Here is a 15,512-nt window from a genome sequence, read left to right on the forward strand (position 1 = left end):
GAGCAGTCCGGTAGCTCGTCAGGCTCATAACCTGAAGGTCGTTGGTTCAAATCCAACCCCCGCAACCAAATCACCCAGCCGCAGCACATAAAATGATCGTGCTCTCATGATTTGAGTGCCGGTCCATGGCCCCACTCGCTAAGGGTTCATGCATGAGCACGGCTAAGGATAATGGCGGAGGTTCGGGCGGCGTCTTCGCCCCGATCATTCCGTTTGCCGCATTGCTGGCTGCCATGATGTCGCTTGCGATCGGCACTTCGATCGGAAAATCGCTGTTTCCGCATGTCGGCGCGGCGGGGACGGTGGCCTACCGGGTCGGGTTTTCGGCGCTGTTTCTCCTGACGATCTGGCGGCCCTGGCGTCGTCGATACAGTGCGCCGGAATGGCGGCTATTTGCTGCGTTCGGCGCGTCTCTTGGCCTGATGAATCTGTGCTTTTACCTGTCGCTTCGGACCGTTCCACTTGGCATTGCGATCGCGACAGAGTTCATGGGGCCGCTCGGGGTCGCATTGTGGAGCACGCGTCGTCCCCGCGATCTTGGCTGGCTCGGGCTGACGCTCGTAGGCCTTGCGCTTTTGCTTCCGATCGAGAAAACGGGATCGCGGCTCGATCCCACAGGCATGGCGTTCGCCGGGTCGGCGGGCGTGTTCTGGGCGCTCTACATCGTGCTGGGCGGTAAGCTCGCGCAACAGCATGCGGGGCATAGCATCGCAATCGCCATGGCGGTCGCTGCGGTGATCGTGGTGCCGGTCGGCGTGTTCAGCGCGGATGCGGCGCTGCTCGACCCGCGGTTCATCGTGACCGGCATGGTCGTGGCGGCCATATCGAGCGCGATCCCGTACTCGTTGGAGATGGTGGCGCTCAAACACATTCCCGCGCGTGTTTTCGGCACGTTAACGAGCGTGGAGCCGGCCATCGGCGCCGTCGCAGGCTTTTTCTTCCTGCACGAATTGCTTTCGGTGCGCCAGGGCATCGCCATCGTCTGCGTCATTCTCGCCTCCGCTGGCACGGCGATGGCCGCACGCCGGGAGCCAGATCCGATGCTCAACGAATTGCCGCCTGCCTGATGACGACGCCCACTATCCGTGATTCGCGACCGGTGGACCCACCCCGCACGTCATGACTCGTGCGAATGGTCATGCGCCAGCCGGTGCGCCCGTATCCTGCGATTCCGGCAGGGGGAGCGGCGTCGCGGCGCAAATGGTCCGCAAAGCGGATTTCAACCCCTCCTCGATCGTGGGATGATAGAACGGAAGCTCCAGCATCTCGCTCGCCGTGACGCGCCGTTCGATGGCCCACGCGATCGCATGCGCAAGGTGATCGCCCGCAGGCGCGACGAGATCGGCCCCGATCAGCCGGCCTTCGGGCGCCGCGGCATAGAGGGTAAGAACGCCTTCGTTGCGCCCCTCCACGCGTGCGCGCCCCTGATCCGAATAATCGGCGCTCCCGCTGACGGCGCTGTCGTCCTCCGCGACGCCGATGCTGGCCACGGGCGGGTCGGTGAAGATCATGGTGAATTTGACATGACGTTCGATGGCGATCGGCGCGGGCAGGGCGGCGGCATTGCGCCCGGCGATCCGGCCATCGTGCGATGCCTCGTGCAGGACGGGAACATCGGCGGCGACGTCGCCCGCCATGAAAATCGCGCTCGTACCGCATCGCATGGTTTCGCGGTCGTGACAGGGCACGCCATCTTCGTCGCATTCGAGTCCCGCATTCTCGATATCGAGCCCGTCGAGCAGCGGCGGACGGCCGAGCGCGGCGAGCAGCATGTCGAACTCCGCTTCGCCCTCGTTATCGTCGCCGCTCCATTTCACGCGCACGCAATCGCCGTCGCGCGACGGTTCGACATCGACGCCGAGGTGGACGGTCATGTCGCTCTCGATAATCCCGCGCAGGGCTTCGTGCACCTTGTCGCAGCGCAGGTTTCCCATGCGATCCGCCCTGTCGAAAAGGCACACCTCGGTCCCCAGCCGCGCAAACGCCTGCGCCATTTCGAGCCCGATGGAACCCGACCCGACCACGGCCAGCCGCCGGGGCAGATCGCGCAGTTCGAAGATATTTTCATTGGTGAGCAGTAAATCGCCGAGCGCGGCGAAGGACGGGGGCACAACCGCCTTCGATCCCGTGGCGATGACGATGGCCTTCGCTTCGACAAAGCGCCCATCGGACAGGGCGAGGCGGTTTTCGCCTTCGAAACATGCGCGGGCCTGCACCCGGATGTCGTCGGGCAGATCCATGATGGATTCGCGGGTGAGCCGGACGAAACGGTCGCGTTCGGACCGCACCCGTTCCATCACGGCGGGTCCGTCGATGCGCAGGTCACCGACTTCGATCCCGAACAGGCCGGCCTTGCCGATGCGGTGGGCTTCCTTCGCCGCGGCGAGCAGCAGCTTGGACGGCATGCAGCCTGTGTTGGCGCACAGGGTTCCCCGAAATTCCGGGTCGATCAGCAATGTCGCCGCACCGCTCCCGCGGGCGGCGCGTTCGGCGGCGAGCCCTGCGGTGCCCGCCCCGATGACCGCTACGTCGCAGTTTAGGGTCTCGCTCATTTGCTTTTCGCGATCCGGATCGACTTCACATTGACGAATTCCTTGATCCCCTCGGGCCCGTGTTCGCGACCGTAACCCGAATTCTTGACCCCGCCGAACGGCATGTTGGGCGACGCGATGTCGAACGTGTTGATGCAGACCATGCCCGTATCGAAATGCTTCGCCGCCAGTTCGCGCGCGCGATCGGTGTCGCGGCTGAAGATTCCGCCGCCAAGGCCGTAGCGGCTGTCATTGGCGATGCGCATCGCATCCTCGTCGTCCTTCGCCTTGATGATGGAGGCGACCGGACCGAACAGCTCGTCGTCATAGGCCGGTTGTCCCGGTGCCACATCGGCCAGCACGGTGGCCGGATAGAACCAGCCTGCCCGATCGGGAACGGTCCCGCCGGTGACGAGCCGGGCGCCCTTCGCGACGCTCTCGGTCACCTGCTCGTGCAGTCCGTCGCGCTGCGATTTCGATACCATGGGCCCGAGTTTCGTGTCGTTTTTGGTCGGATCGCCAAGTTCGATCCCGGCGAATTGCTTGCCATAGGCCTCGACGAACGCGTCGTAATTCTTCTCGGTCACGATGAACCGCTTTGCATTCACGCAGGTCTGACCATTGTTGTAGATGCGCCCCGCGACACAGGTTTTGACCGCAAGGTCGAGATCGGCATCGTCGAGCACGATATATGCATCGTTGGAGCCGAGTTCGAGCACTGTCTTCTTGACGGCCTCGCCCGCTTTCTTCGCGATGTGGCGTCCGGCCTTGTCGCTGCCGGTCATGGTCACGCCGCGCACCAGATCGTGGGCGATGATCGTATCGGACTGATCATGGGTGATGCGCAGCACGCCGAAGAGCCCCTTCGGCAGGCCCGCCTCTTCATAAAGCCGCCCGAGATATTCGCCGCTCCCCGTGCAGTTTTCGGCGTGCTTCAGCAGGACGCCATTGCCGGCCATCAGGCTCGAAATCGAATAGCGCACGGCCTGATACGCGGGGAAGTTCCAGGGCTGAATGCCGTAAACCACGCCGATCGGCGCATGGGTCACGATGGCGGTGGCGTCCTTGGCCTTGCGCTCCTCGTCGGCGAGCACGTCGGGGCCATGCTTTGCGGTATAGTCGCAGATCGCGGCGCAAAGCTCGATCTCGTCCCGGCTGTCACCGATCAGCTTGCCGACCTCGCGCGTCATCAATTGCGCGAACTCCTCCTTCTTGTCGCGAAGCGCCTTGCCGATGGCGGCAATGACGCTCGCGCGATCATCGAGGCTCTTCAAGCGCCAGTCGAGGAACGCCTTGTGGCTGTCCTCGACCACGCGGGCGGCGTCCTCGTCGCTCATGTAGGAATAGGTCTCGATAACCTCCTGCGTGAGCGGGTTGATGGTGGTGAAGTTCTGGTCGGACATGAATGCAATCCTCGGTTCGTATGATGTTCGGTGTATTCGGTCGGGGTCAGCCGTAAGTGCCGCGATGGCTGGCGAGGGCTTTTTCCGCATCGGCAAGCGCGGCAAGAATTTCGTTGCGCCAGCCGCCGGGCGGGAGCTGCCGAACCGCGGAGTGGGCCGCGCAAACCGTGGGCGTATCGGCCCATTTTTCGGCCAGATCGCGCGCCCACGCGGCAAAGTCATCCGCCGCACCCGCCCGTTTTTCGAGCGCGCCGGACATGGTCGGGTGAAACTTGAGCCGGGATGGCGGAAGCATCGACTTCAACACGCCCGGCGCCGCGAGCACGTTGATCGTATCGTCGACATGGACGATCCGGCTTTCCCGATGCCGCACCAGCACGGACGCGGCATGCACCCGATCGTTATCGGGCACGAGTTCGAGCCCGGCCGGCACCGAAAATTCCAACTCCTCCGCAAACTCGGCCTGTGTCGCAGGATCCTCGATCAGCGCGTCGTCCCATGGCAGCGACGGCACCTGTTCGCGATGGCGCCGCGTGCCGAGCAGGCGCGCATCGGGCGCGATCCGGTGTGCGGTTTCGCAATGAAGCGTGTGAAACGGATGCACGTTGATGATGGCGTCGATCTTCGCGCCATTGTCCGTCAGGCCGAGCAGCGCGCCGCGGTCCTCGCCCTCAACGCCATAGCTGTCGATCAACAAATAGCGTCCGTTCGCCCGGCGGATGAGCGACGTCTGCGTGCCCACGTCGATCACCCCGCCGATGCGGAACTTGCCACGGAAATTGATGAAGTCGGTCGCGAGCTGTTGCATGATCGCCGAGTGTCCTTTCCCGGACTGGCGCCCGGTGGGATGCGAGGAGAGTTCGATGGAGGAATGAGCAGCGGCGCCGATTGTTCCATTGTGTGGGATTGCTTTGCACGCAATATGATTTCGTGTGCAGTGAATTGACGGCTGTTGCTATGCAGGCCCGCGATGATCGACAGCTTCACTTCATACCGCATGGGCGGCAAGGCCGTATGAGCGCGCGGGATGTTTCCCCTTCGCCCGCCACCGGGCGGCGCGATCCGCTGCTGCTCGATTCGCAGCTGTGCTTCAAATTCTATGCGGCGAGCAATCTGGTGAACCGGCTTTACGCGCCGGTGCTGTCGCAGCTCGGCCTTACCTATCCGCAATATCTGGCGATGCTGGTTTTATGGGAATGCGACGATCAGACGGTCGGCGCGCTGGCCGCGCGGCTTTATCTCGACAGCGGGACGATCACCCCGCTGATGAAGCGGCTCGAGAGTGCGGGGCTTGTCTCACGCATGCGCGATCCCGCGGACGAGCGGCGCGTGCGCATCCGGTTGACGCAGGCGGGGCGCGACCTGCGGGAGGCGGCGCGCTCGGTTCCGGCCATCATGCTCGCCGGGCAGGACGAGGACCGGGTCGACGCCTTGCGCGAAACGCTGGGCGAAATGGTCGATACGCTCGCCGCGATGCAGGCGGCGCGCTAAGGGCGGGGCGGGGCGCCGTTTCCCCGCCCGCCGCCCCGCCTAGACGCGATCAGAAACGAAGCCCCATCCCCGCGCTCACCACCCAGGGGTCGAGCGTGTGCTCTGTCCGGATGGCGAGCGTGTCGCCCGCATACCAGCTCGCCGTGGTGTCGATGAAATAGCGTTTTGCATCGAGGCTCACCATCAACCCTGCATCATTGACCGGAAGGTCGACGCCCGCCTGAAGCGCGAAACCCAGCTCGTCCGAAAGATGGAAATCGGTCACGCCGAGCGGAAGCGTCGCAGCGCCCGGCTTTTCGTCGATGAAGATGAAATAGGCCGGTCCCGCCCCGACATAGGGTTTCGCCCCGCCGAGATCGAAATGATATTTCGCCGTCAGCGTCGCGGGCACCAGCTTTGCATCCGAGACGAGTTCCGCGCCGGGCAGGCCGGTCGTGCCATCGACATCGTGCTGCGTCAGGCAACAGATCGTCTCGAGTGAAATCGCGCTCGTGACGAAATATTCGATGCCGACGGTCGGCACGACATTGTCGTTCGCCTCCGTCTGGGTGCCCGCGGGCAGGCCGACGATGTCGGTCTCGACATCGATGATGGCCGCATCCGGCAGGACGCCGGTGACGAAGCCGCGGATCTGAACCGATCCGGCACGGTCCGGGGCCTGCATCTGGGCGAGGGCGGGAGTGGCGGCGGCAAGCGGCAGCGCAAGCGCGGCAATTGCCGCCATACCGTGCGCGACAGGAAGTTTCATCGATCATATCCCGGCAGGGCGGCGGCCGCCCGGTGCGGCCAAGGGTTTTCGCGCTGCCATCGACGCCCTGCACCCGCGCCGGATCACCTGCATTGATCCACGTCAATGCAGGTGATCCGTGCGCGCGGCCCGCCATGTTTTCGCGCAATTTGCGATGGATCAATGAACGGTCGCCGCGCCCGCCCTAGCGAGCCGGCGAAACCAATGGAGATTGCGATGCAAGCGGAAGCTGCACTCGGCCGGGCGATATTTTGGTTCGCGGTATTGCTGATGTCGATCATCGTGGCGGCGACCGCAGCCGACCACGGATTTGCCGTGCAGGCGGGGATCGTGGCGCTCGCCGCGCTCGTGTTGATGATGATGAGCGCGACGCGCTTTGACCCGGTGGGCCGGGCGCGCGGGTTTTTCCGCATGCCGGATGGGCCTTCGCGTTATGACGATGACGTGATCCGCTGGGGCGTGATCGCGACGATGTTCTGGGGCATCGTCGGGTTCCTGGTCGGCGTCTTCATCGCAGCACAGCTCGCCTTTCCGCAGCTCAATATCGAGCCTTATCTGAATTTTGGCCGGGTGCGTCCCTTGCACACCTCCGCCGTGATCTTTGCCTTTGGCGGCAATGCGCTGATCGCGACGAGCTTTTACGTGGTGCAGCGCACCTGCCGTACGCAGCTTGCCTTCCCCGCGCTCGCCCGGTTCGTGTTCTGGGGCTACCAGATGTTCATCGTGCTCGCGGCGAGCGGCTATCTGCTCGGCATCACGCAGTCGAAGGAATATGCAGAGCCGGAATGGTACGTCGATATCTGGCTGACCATCGTGTGGATCGCCTATGGCGCGGTGTTCATCGGCACGCTGGTGCGGCGGCACGAACCGCATATCTACGTCGCGAACTGGTTCTATCTCGCCTTTATCGTGACGATCGCGATGCTGCACGTCGTCAATAACCTGGCCGTGCCGGTCAGCTTCCTCGGCTCGCGCAGCTACAGCGCCTTTGCCGGGGTGCAGGATGCGCTGACGCAATGGTGGTACGGGCACAATGCGGTCGGGTTCTTCCTGACGGCGGGCTTCCTCGCCATGATGTATTATTTCGTGCCGAAGCAGGCCGAACGCCCGGTCTATTCCTATCGCCTGTCGATCATCCACTTCTGGTCGCTGATCTTCCTCTACATCTGGGCGGGCCCGCACCATCTGCATTACACCGCGCTGCCCGACTGGGCACAGACGCTGGGCATGGTGTTTTCCGTCATGCTGTGGATGCCGAGCTGGGGCGGCATGATCAACGGTCTGATGACGCTCAACGGTGCATGGGACAAGGTACGCACCGATCCGATCATCCGCATGATGGTCATGGCGCTCGCCTTTTACGGGATGAGCACGTTCGAAGGGCCGATGCTGTCGATCAAGAGCGTCAATTCCCTGTCGCACTATACCGACTGGACCATCGGGCACGTGCATTCGGGCGCGCTGGGCTGGAACGGGATGATCACCTTCGCCTGCGTCTATTACCTCGTGCCACGGCTGTGGAAGCGGGAGCGAATGTTCTCGCTGCGCATGATCAACTGGCACTTCTGGCTCGCGACCATCGGCATCGTCTTTTACGCCGCCAGCATGTGGGTCGCCGGCATTACCCAGGGCCTGATGTGGCGCGAATACGGGGCCGATGGCTATCTGGTGAACAATTTCGTCGACACCGTTGCCGCGCTGCACCCGATGTATGTGATGCGTGCGTTCGGCGGGCTGCTCTACCTTTCGGGCGGGGCGATCATGGCCTGGAACGTGTGGATGACGATGGCGGGCCGCCTGCGCGATGAAAAGCCGATGCGCGATGCCGCCTACGATCCCGCCGCCGACCGACCCATCGTGGCCGAGCCGGCCGAATAGGAACTGCGCCTGTCATGTCTATTTCCGATCCTACGCCCGACAATCTGCCGCTGTCGCAGGAACCGCCCGACGTCGAGGCGACCGTGCGCGGTCACAAGCGGCTGGAGCGCAATATCACCCTGCTTGCCATCGCGACCTTCGTGACGGTGGCGATCGGCGGGCTGGTCGAAATCGCGCCGCTGTTCTGGATCGACAACACGATCGAGCAGGTGGAAGGGGTGCGCCCCTACACCCCGCTCGAACAGGCGGGGCGCGACATCTATATCCGCGAAGGCTGCTATGCCTGCCATAGCCAGATGATCCGACCGTTCCGCGACGAGGTGGAACGTTACGGCCATTACAGCCTCGCTGCGGAAAGCATGTACGACCATCCGTTCCAATGGGGGTCGAAGCGGACCGGGCCGGACCTTGCCCGCGTCGGCGGCCGCTATTCCGACGAATGGCATGTGCAGCATCTGACCGACCCGCAAAGCGTGGTGCCGCAAAGCGTCATGCCGCAATATGGCTTCCTCGCCGAAAACGATCTGGAAATCGCGGATGCGGGCGCAATGCTGACCGCGCTGCGCCGGGTGGGCGTACCCTATTCCGATACCGACATCGCGCAGGCGGACGGGGATCTCATCGTGCAGGCCAATCCGGAGGCTGGCGATGCGGCCGATCTCCTCGCCCGCTATCCCAAGGCGCAGATCCGCGATTTCGATGGCAATCCGGGCCGCGTAACCGAAATGGATGCGCTGCTCGCCTATCTGCAGATGCTGGGCACGCTGGTCGATCTCGACAGTGCCGCCGCGCAGGAGGAACTGGCCGAGGAGAAGGGGCGATGAGCGTTTACGAAACATTGCGCCATTTCGCCGACAGCCACGCGCTGATCGCGATGTTCGGCGTGTTCGCATGCCTTTGCGCCTGGCCCTTCCGCCCCGGCGCGCGGGCGCACAACCGAACCGCCGCCAATTCCATTTTCAAGGACGAAAACGATGGCGAATAGGCGCGTCGACGAGGCCACCGGCACCGAAACGGTGGGACACGAATGGGACGGGATCGAGGAACTCGACACCCCGATGCCGCGGTGGTGGCTGTGGACCTTCTACCTCACCATCGTGTTCGCGATCGGCTATGTCATCGCCTATCCCGCCTGGCCCATGGTCGACCGCGCTACGCAAGGCGTGTTGAACTGGTCGAGCAGGGGCGATCTGGCAAAGGATCTGGACGCGGCCAATGCTGCCCGCACCGGCGTGCACGATGCGCTCGCCCGTGTGCCGGTCGAACGCCTGCCGGATGATAGCGCGCTGCTCGCGCAAGCGGTGGCCGGCGGGCGCGCCGCGTTTCAGGTGCATTGCACGCAATGCCACGGTTCGGGCGGTGCGGGGAGCCACCGTCTCGGCTATCCCAATCTCAACGACGATGACTGGTTGTGGGGCGGCGATCTACGCGCCATCGAATACACGCTGGTCAACGGTATCCGCGCGCCGGGCCACGACGACACGCGGCAAAGCCAGATGCCGCCCTTCGAAGGGGTGTTCGAGCCTGCGCAGATGGAGGCCTTGATCGACCACGTCCTCTCGCTCAGCGGGAAGGCCGAAGCCAACCGGCAGGGCGCGGCGACCTTTGCCGACAATTGCGCCGCCTGTCATGGCCCGGCGGGCGGGGGGAGCCGCGAACTCGGCGCGCCCCGGCTGAACGATGCGATCTGGCTGCGCGGCTCCACGCGCGAGGATATCCGGCGGCAGATCCTGAACCCGCGCATGGGGGTCATGCCGGCATGGGAGGACCGGCTGGATCCTGCGACGATCCGCATGCTGGCCGCCTATGTCCATTCGCTCGGCGGGGGTGAGGATTTCATCGAGAAAGCCGAAGATCCGGCGGTAGAGGTCGATGACCATCCCTGATCCAGACGCCCGTGCGCCCGACGCGCGCGACCCGGCGGACGCGCAGAAGCCGCGGCCCAAGCCCGACCGTCCGGTCAGCAGCGCCGTCGCCGATCCGTCCGCCACGACCGTGCGCCACGAACCGCACGAGCCGGGGCGCGCGCATCTGCCGCAAAAGATGTACGAGAAACGGGCCGCTGTGCATAACAAGCGCATCGACGGCCGGTTTCGCCGCTTCAAATGGGCGATGATGGCGGTCACGCCCGGCATTTATTACGCGGCGCCGTGGCTACGCTGGGATCGGGGACCGTATGCGCCGGATCAGGCCGTGCTGGTCGATGTCGCGAACCGGCGCTTCTACATGTTCGGGATCGAGATCTGGCCGCACGAATTCTATTTCGTCGCCGGGCTGCTGGTAATGGCGGGTTTGGGGCTTTTCCTCGTCACCTCGGCGGTGGGGCGCGCCTGGTGCGGCTATGCCTGTCCGCAGACGGTGTGGACCGATCTGTTTCAGCATGTCGACCGCTTCGTCGATGGCGATCGCAATGCGCGCATGCGGCTCGACGCGGCGCCGTGGACATGGGGAAAGGTCGCGCGCCGGGCGTTCAAATGGACGATCTATCTCGCCATCGGTTTCGCGACCGGCGGGGCATGGGTGCTCTATTTCGCCGATGCGCCGACCTTGTGGCGCGAATTCTTCGCAGGCGAGGCGGCGCCGGTCGCCTATGTCACTGTCGCGATCTTGACCGTACTGACCGTGACGCTGGGCGGGTTCATGCGCGAACAGGTGTGCATCTACATGTGTCCCTGGCCGCGGATACAGACCGCGATGCTCGACGAAAAATCGTTGATCGTGACGTACAAGGACTGGCGCGGCGAACCGCGCGGCAGCGTGAAGAAGGCGGAGAAGAATCCCGCCCATTTCGGCGATTGCATCGATTGCCGCCAATGCGTCGCGGTGTGCCCCACAGGGATCGACATTCGCGAAGGGCCGCAGGTGGGCTGCATCACCTGCGCGCTCTGCATCGATGCGTGCGACCGGGTGATGGCCGACGTGGGCCGCCCGCGCGGGTTGATCGATTACGCCACGCTGGAGGATTGCGAGGCGGAGGCCCGCGGCGAAAAGCCCCGGAGCCCGTGGCGCACGATCCTGCGTCCGCGCACGCTTGCCTATGGCCTGATCTGGGGCGCGGTGGGCCTTTCGCTGCTGTTCGCGCTGGGCGTGCGCAGCCATACCGGGTTGACCGTGTCGCCGGACCGCAATCCGCCTTTCATGATGATGAGCGATGGGGGCTTGCGCAATTCCTACACATTGAAGCTGCGCAACATGGAAAGCCGGCCGCGCCGTTTTCGCATCGCCGTCGAAGGTTTGCCCGGTGCCGTCCTGTGGTCCGATACCGTCGGCAAGGATGACGCCGCCAAGGCGCAGATAATCAGCGTGCCTGCCGATCAGACCCGCACGATGCGTGCCTATGTCGCGGCTCCGCCCGGCGCGTCGGCGCAGGATTTCACCTTCCGCCTGACCTCCCTCGACCAACAGCATGAAACGGCGGAGGCTCTAACCCACTTCTCCGCCCCACAAGGAAACAGCCCATGAAGCGCGAGTTCACCGGACGGCATATGAGCGTGATTCTCGTCGCCGGGTTCGGCATTGTCATGGCGGTGAATTTCACGATGGCGACGCTGGCGACCCGTGGTTTCGGCGGGGTGGTCGTCGAAAACTCCTATGTCGCGAGCCAGAAGTTCAACGGATGGCTGCAAACCGCGCGGGCGCAGGATGCGCTGGGCTGGGACGCCGGGGTGGCGCGCGCGGGCGATGGCCGGATGATCGTGACCACGGCGGGGATTCCAAGCGGGGCGCGGGTGTCCGCCGCCCTGCGCCGCCCGCTCGGCGATCCGGCGGCGTCGGATATTGCCTTTACCGAGGTCGGGCCGGGGGCGTTCGTGTCGACGCGCCCCGTGCCGCCCGGACGCTGGATCGCGCGCGTTTCCGTTCTCGCCGAAGGTGAGGAATGGAGCCGGGAAATGCGGTTCGAATGAACGCGCCCGCCGTCTTTTCGCCACATGCCATGGCGGATCTTTCGGGCACGGCTGTCCGCGATACCCGGCTGACCGTGCCGGGAATGCGCTGCGCCGGGTGCATCGCGACGATCGAACGCGGGCTAATCGCGCTCGACGGGGTGGGGGAGGCACGGGTCAACCTCTCGGCGCGCCGCGTCGCCGTGCGCCATGACGAGAGGGTCGATCCCGAGCAGCTGGTTACCGCGTTGCGCGACCTCGGGTTCGAGGCGCAGGTGACGGGCGCCGCGCGCACCGGCGCAGGCGAACCATCCGGCGCGGAGGACGGGCAGATGCGCGGCCTGCTCCGCGCGCTCGCGGTGGCGGGGTTTGGCATGATGAATGTTATGCTTCTCTCGATCAGCGTGTGGTCCGGCGCCGAAGGGGTGACGCGCGACATATTCCATTGGCTTTCGGCGATGATCGCGCTTCCGGTACTCGCCTATTCGGGGCGGGTGTTCTTTGCCTCGGCGGCGCGGGCGCTGCGCCGCGGAAAGACGAACATGGATGTGCCGATTTCGATCGGGATCGCCCTTGCCGCGGCACTCAGCCTCTATGAAACGGCGACGGGCGGGGCTCATGCCTATTTCGATGGCGTGGTGATGCTCCTGTTCTTCCTGCTCGCGGGGCGTGCACTGGACGAAGGGATGCGCGGGCGCACGCGGGCGGGGATCGGCGCGCTGCTCAGCCGCATGGGCCGCGATGCGGGCGTGATCCGGCCGGACGGATCGGTGCGGCGCATGCCGGCCGGCGATCTGAAGCCGGGCATGGTCATGCTGGTCGCGGCGGGGGAGGCGCTGGCTGCCGATGGCGTGGTGGAGAGCGGGACGGCCATGCTCGACAATGCGATGCTGACGGGGGAAAGCGCGCCCGAACATGCCGCACCGGGCACCCCGGCCCATGCAGGGGCCATCAACATGCATGGACCGATCCAGGTTCGTATCACAGGGACCGGCGATGATACCGCGATTGCCGAAATCGCCCGGTTGATGGACGAGGCGGGGCAATCGCGCAGCCGCTATGTCCGCATCAGCGAGAGAGCCGCCCGCATCTACGCCCCCGCGGTGCACACGCTCGCCGCGCTGGCATTTGCAGGGTGGATGATCGCGGGGGCGGGGTGGCATCAATCGCTGACCATCGCGATTGCCGTGCTCATCATCACCTGCCCGTGCGCCATCGGGCTTGCCGTGCCCGCCGCGCAGGTGGTGGCGACGGGCGCGCTGATCCGGCGTGGCCTGCTCATCAAGGATGGCAGCGCGCTCGAACGGCTGGCCGAAATCGACATGGTATTCCTCGACAAGACGGGGACGTTGACGCTGGGCGAATTGCGCGCCGACATTGCGGGGCTCGATACGCGTGCGGCCTCCATCGCGCTCGCACTCGCGCAGGCAAGCCGCCATCCGCTTAGCATCGGGCTGAGCCGCGCGCTGACCGACGTGGGGGTCGTGCCCGCCATGGTCGATGCCATTGTCGAGCGTGAGGGGGAGGGCGTGACGGGGTGGCACGATGGCGTATTCGTGGCGCTGGCCCGCCCGGCCGACGGCCCGCGTGATGGCCCGCGTGATGGACCTCCGGGCGGCAACGAAGGGCCACGCGTGCAACTGCGGATCGGCGACGAGACCCATGCCATCGGCTTTGCCGACCGGCTGCGCGGCGATGTGGAGGCCACGCTCGATGCGTTGCGCGCGATGAACCTTGTGCCGCGCATTCTTTCGGGCGACAGCCGCGCCGCGGTGGATCGCGTGGCGCAAATGCTGCACCTGTCCGGCGAAGGTGGAGCGACCCCGGCGAAGAAGCTTGCCATTCTCAACCATGCAAAGGCGCAGGGACATCGCCCGCTCATGGTGGGGGACGGGTTGAACGATGGTCCGGCACTGGCCGCGGCGCATGCGGCCATCGCACCCGGCACGGCCAGCGACGCGAGCCAGCAGGCCGCCGATGCCGTCTTTACAGGAACGCGGCTTTTTCCCGTGGCGCTCGCCGTCGCTACGGCGCGGCGCACGATGCGGATCGTACGGCAGAATTTCGCGCTCGCCATCTGTTACAATGTGGCGGCGGTACCCCTGGCGCTGATGGGGCAGGTCACGCCGCTCGTCGCCGCGATCGCCATGTCGTCGAGCTCGCTTCTCGTGGTGGCGAACGCGCTGCGGCTGGCGCGCGTGCCGGCGATGCCGGGCATGCCATCCATGCCGGGAGGGGCGGCGGCGTGAGCGTGCTCGTCTTTCTCATCCCCATCGCGCTCGGCATGGGCGGCGCGGGGCTCGTGCTGTTTTTCTGGGCGATGCGCGATGGGCAGTTCGACGATCTCGACGGGGCGGCCCATCGCATCCTGATCGATGACGAGGAGGATCAGGCATGAGCATCAGCCTGTCCGCGGTGCCGGCGCTTATCGCCCTTGCCGCGCTGTTCCCGCTGGCCGCCGGGCCGGGGCCGGAGCCGGACGCATCGGCGGGGCGGACACTGCGCCTGACGCTGTGTTCCGGGGCGGCGGGGCGCACGATCGACATTCCCGTGCAAGAGCGCGATCCAGCCGCGCCGCCGCGGTGCCCGCCCAAACCCTGCCATGCCGCATGCGACCGCCGCAAATTTGACCCATCGCAATGACGGCCGCCGCCGCCGGTGACACACGGGCGGCATGTGGCCCTATCATCCCGATCTGCTCAGCGTGCCCGTGCCGCGCTATACCAGCTTTCCCACGGCGGCCGAATTCGGCGCCATAGAGGGGCGCGACTATCGCGAGGCGCTCGAAAACGTGTCGGGCGATGTCTCGCTCTACGTCCATATCCCGTTCTGCGAGAAGATCTGCTTCTATTGCGGCTGCAATACCGGCGCGGCGGGCCGGCGGCAGAGGCTGACGGCGTATCTCGACGCGCTGCACCGCGAAATCGCGGCCGTGTCCGCGCTTCTGCCCGCAGGCACGCGGGTCACGCGCCTGTCTTTCGGCGGGGGCAGCCCCAACGCCATCACGCCGACCGATTTCACCCGGCTGGTCGACCTGCTGACCGTCCGGTTTGCCCTTGTCGATCCCGTCTGCTCGATCGAGCTCGACCCGCGCACGATGTCCCCGCAATGGGCGCAGGCGATCGAGCGCATCGGCATCGCGCGCGCCAGCCTCGGCGTGCAGACCTTCGCGCCCCATTGTCAGCACCGCATCGGACGGGTGCAGAGCGAGGACATGATCGTCGCGACGACCGACATGCTGCGCGAAGCAGGCGTGACCTCGCTCAATTTCGATCTCATGTACGGATTGCCTGGTCAGACACGCGACGATCTTCTCGACAGCCTGTATCGCACGCGCGTGCTTCGTGCCGACCGGGTGGCGCTTTTCGGCTATGCCCATGTGCCGCATATCGTGCCGCGGCAACGCGTGATCGACACCGCCGGCATGCCCGATCAGGCAGAGCGTTTCGCCATGGCACAGCTCGGTTTCGATTATCTCGTGACGCACGGCTATCCCGTCGTATTCACCGGACCGGTCCTAAAGGGTTAGCGGGAGTGGCCTAAGCCTCTGATCTGAATTAGGAACTGGGTGTCTAAG

General features: G+C 65.3%; 16 protein-coding genes. 12 read left to right on the forward strand and 4 right to left on the reverse strand.

The window, feature by feature from the left end; translation table 11 throughout:
• Positions 1 to 152: 152 nt before the first annotated feature.
• Positions 153 to 1,067, forward strand: a complete 915-nt coding sequence (locus tag K4G67_RS14940) for an EamA family transporter (protein ID WP_239807119.1) — start codon at positions 153 to 155, stop codon at positions 1,065 to 1,067.
• Positions 1,068 to 1,136: 69 nt separating this feature from the next.
• Here K4G67_RS14940 and K4G67_RS14945 read toward each other — a convergent pair whose 3' ends face one another.
• Genes K4G67_RS14945 through K4G67_RS14955 form a run of 3 tightly spaced genes read right to left on the reverse strand, consistent with a single transcriptional unit; the run spans position 1,137 to position 4,742 of the window.
• The gene (locus tag K4G67_RS14945) at positions 1,137 to 2,552 is read right to left on the reverse strand and encodes a dihydrolipoyl dehydrogenase (RefSeq protein ID WP_239807120.1); all 1,416 of its coding nucleotides are present in this window, start codon (positions 2,550 to 2,552) and stop codon (positions 1,137 to 1,139) included.
• Positions 2,549 to 3,934 carry an NAD-dependent succinate-semialdehyde dehydrogenase gene (locus K4G67_RS14950; protein WP_239807121.1) on the reverse strand — a complete coding sequence of 462 codons (1,386 nt, stop codon included), beginning with the start codon at positions 3,932 to 3,934 and terminating at the stop codon, positions 2,549 to 2,551. The genes K4G67_RS14945 and K4G67_RS14950 overlap by 4 nt, the downstream gene beginning before the upstream one ends.
• Before the next feature lie 46 nt (positions 3,935 to 3,980).
• Complete coding sequence (locus K4G67_RS14955; RefSeq protein WP_239807122.1) at positions 3,981 to 4,742, reverse strand: hypothetical protein; 762 nt, start codon at positions 4,740 to 4,742, stop codon at positions 3,981 to 3,983.
• A gap of 206 nt (positions 4,743 to 4,948) precedes the next feature.
• Here K4G67_RS14955 and K4G67_RS14960 point away from each other — a divergent pair, with 206 nt between their 5' ends.
• Positions 4,949 to 5,425, forward strand: a complete 477-nt coding sequence (locus tag K4G67_RS14960; protein ID WP_239807132.1) for a MarR family winged helix-turn-helix transcriptional regulator — start codon at positions 4,949 to 4,951, stop codon at positions 5,423 to 5,425.
• A 49-nt stretch (positions 5,426 to 5,474) separates the two neighbouring features.
• On the opposite strand, the gene K4G67_RS14965 is transcribed toward K4G67_RS14960, so the two are convergent.
• Positions 5,475 to 6,173, reverse strand: a complete 699-nt coding sequence (locus K4G67_RS14965) for an OmpW/AlkL family protein (RefSeq protein ID WP_239807123.1) — start codon at positions 6,171 to 6,173, stop codon at positions 5,475 to 5,477.
• A 216-nt stretch (positions 6,174 to 6,389) separates the two neighbouring features.
• On the opposite strand from K4G67_RS14965, the gene ccoN reads away from it, so the two are divergent.
• The 10 genes from ccoN (at position 6,390) to K4G67_RS15015 (ending at position 15,464) form a co-directional block, all read left to right on the forward strand.
• Complete coding sequence (ccoN, locus tag K4G67_RS14970; protein ID WP_239807124.1) at positions 6,390 to 8,051, forward strand: cytochrome-c oxidase, cbb3-type subunit I; 1,662 nt, start codon at positions 6,390 to 6,392, stop codon at positions 8,049 to 8,051.
• Between the two features lie 14 nt (positions 8,052 to 8,065).
• The gene (gene ccoO / locus K4G67_RS14975; protein ID WP_239807125.1) at positions 8,066 to 8,875 is read left to right on the forward strand and encodes a cytochrome-c oxidase, cbb3-type subunit II; all 810 of its coding nucleotides are present in this window, start codon (positions 8,066 to 8,068) and stop codon (positions 8,873 to 8,875) included.
• Positions 8,872 to 9,036 carry a cbb3-type cytochrome c oxidase subunit 3 gene (locus K4G67_RS14980; protein ID WP_239807126.1) on the forward strand — a complete coding sequence of 55 codons (165 nt, stop codon included), beginning with the start codon at positions 8,872 to 8,874 and terminating at the stop codon, positions 9,034 to 9,036. The genes ccoO and K4G67_RS14980 overlap by 4 nt, the downstream gene beginning before the upstream one ends.
• A complete protein-coding gene (ccoP, locus tag K4G67_RS14985) occupies positions 9,026 to 9,937 on the forward strand; it encodes a cytochrome-c oxidase, cbb3-type subunit III (protein WP_239807127.1) in 912 nt (303 codons plus the stop codon). Before K4G67_RS14980 ends, ccoP begins: the two co-directional genes overlap by 11 nt.
• 157 nt (positions 9,938 to 10,094) lie before the next feature.
• On the forward strand, positions 10,095 to 11,513 hold the full coding sequence (ccoG, locus tag K4G67_RS14990) for a cytochrome c oxidase accessory protein CcoG (RefSeq protein ID WP_239807133.1): 1,419 nt from the start codon (positions 10,095 to 10,097) through the stop codon (positions 11,511 to 11,513).
• Positions 11,510 to 11,956, forward strand: coding sequence for a FixH family protein (locus K4G67_RS14995; protein WP_239807128.1), 447 nt, complete (start codon positions 11,510 to 11,512; stop codon positions 11,954 to 11,956). Before ccoG ends, K4G67_RS14995 begins: the two co-directional genes overlap by 4 nt.
• Positions 11,953 to 14,184, forward strand: a complete 2,232-nt coding sequence (locus K4G67_RS15000; RefSeq protein WP_239807129.1) for a heavy metal translocating P-type ATPase — start codon at positions 11,953 to 11,955, stop codon at positions 14,182 to 14,184. The genes K4G67_RS14995 and K4G67_RS15000 overlap by 4 nt, the downstream gene beginning before the upstream one ends.
• Positions 14,181 to 14,333, forward strand: a complete 153-nt coding sequence (gene ccoS, locus K4G67_RS15005) for a cbb3-type cytochrome oxidase assembly protein CcoS (RefSeq protein ID WP_239807130.1) — start codon at positions 14,181 to 14,183, stop codon at positions 14,331 to 14,333. The genes K4G67_RS15000 and ccoS overlap by 4 nt, the downstream gene beginning before the upstream one ends.
• Positions 14,330 to 14,578 carry a hypothetical protein gene (locus K4G67_RS15010; RefSeq protein WP_239807131.1) on the forward strand — a complete coding sequence of 83 codons (249 nt, stop codon included), beginning with the start codon at positions 14,330 to 14,332 and terminating at the stop codon, positions 14,576 to 14,578. The genes ccoS and K4G67_RS15010 overlap by 4 nt, the downstream gene beginning before the upstream one ends.
• 31 nt (positions 14,579 to 14,609) lie before the next feature.
• Positions 14,610 to 15,464 (forward strand): radical SAM protein, encoded by an 855-nt coding sequence (locus K4G67_RS15015; RefSeq protein WP_338026445.1) that lies wholly within the window; start codon positions 14,610 to 14,612, stop codon positions 15,462 to 15,464.
• Positions 15,465 to 15,512 lie beyond the last annotated feature (48 nt).

The organism is Croceicoccus hydrothermalis (genome assembly GCF_022378335.1).
Taxonomy (GTDB): domain Bacteria; phylum Pseudomonadota; class Alphaproteobacteria; order Sphingomonadales; family Sphingomonadaceae; genus Croceicoccus; species Croceicoccus hydrothermalis.

What these genes read in the sequence shown, in the direction of transcription:
- K4G67_RS14940 (WP_239807119.1), top strand. Translation starts at nt 153, where the DNA reads ATGAGCACGGCTAAGGATAATGGCGGAGGTTCGGGCGGCGTCTTCGCC.
- K4G67_RS14945 (WP_239807120.1), bottom strand. Translation starts at nt 2,552, where the DNA reads ATGAGCGAGACCCTAAACTGCGACGTAGCGGTCATCGGGGCGGGCACC.
- K4G67_RS14950 (WP_239807121.1), bottom strand. Translation starts at nt 3,934, where the DNA reads ATGTCCGACCAGAACTTCACCACCATCAACCCGCTCACGCAGGAGGTT.
- K4G67_RS14955 (WP_239807122.1), bottom strand. Translation starts at nt 4,742, where the DNA reads ATGCAACAGCTCGCGACCGACTTCATCAATTTCCGTGGCAAGTTCCGC.
- K4G67_RS14960 (WP_239807132.1), top strand. Translation starts at nt 4,949, where the DNA reads ATGAGCGCGCGGGATGTTTCCCCTTCGCCCGCCACCGGGCGGCGCGAT.
- K4G67_RS14965 (WP_239807123.1), bottom strand. Translation starts at nt 6,173, where the DNA reads ATGAAACTTCCTGTCGCGCACGGTATGGCGGCAATTGCCGCGCTTGCG.
- ccoN (WP_239807124.1), top strand. Translation starts at nt 6,390, where the DNA reads ATGCAAGCGGAAGCTGCACTCGGCCGGGCGATATTTTGGTTCGCGGTA.
- ccoO (WP_239807125.1), top strand. Translation starts at nt 8,066, where the DNA reads ATGTCTATTTCCGATCCTACGCCCGACAATCTGCCGCTGTCGCAGGAA.
- K4G67_RS14980 (WP_239807126.1), top strand. Translation starts at nt 8,872, where the DNA reads ATGAGCGTTTACGAAACATTGCGCCATTTCGCCGACAGCCACGCGCTG.
- ccoP (WP_239807127.1), top strand. Translation starts at nt 9,026, where the DNA reads ATGGCGAATAGGCGCGTCGACGAGGCCACCGGCACCGAAACGGTGGGA.
- ccoG (WP_239807133.1), top strand. Translation starts at nt 10,095, where the DNA reads ATGTACGAGAAACGGGCCGCTGTGCATAACAAGCGCATCGACGGCCGG.
- K4G67_RS14995 (WP_239807128.1), top strand. Translation starts at nt 11,510, where the DNA reads ATGAAGCGCGAGTTCACCGGACGGCATATGAGCGTGATTCTCGTCGCC.
- K4G67_RS15000 (WP_239807129.1), top strand. Translation starts at nt 11,953, where the DNA reads ATGAACGCGCCCGCCGTCTTTTCGCCACATGCCATGGCGGATCTTTCG.
- K4G67_RS15010 (WP_239807131.1), top strand. Translation starts at nt 14,330, where the DNA reads ATGAGCATCAGCCTGTCCGCGGTGCCGGCGCTTATCGCCCTTGCCGCG.
- K4G67_RS15015 (WP_338026445.1), top strand. Translation starts at nt 14,610, where the DNA reads ATGTGGCCCTATCATCCCGATCTGCTCAGCGTGCCCGTGCCGCGCTAT.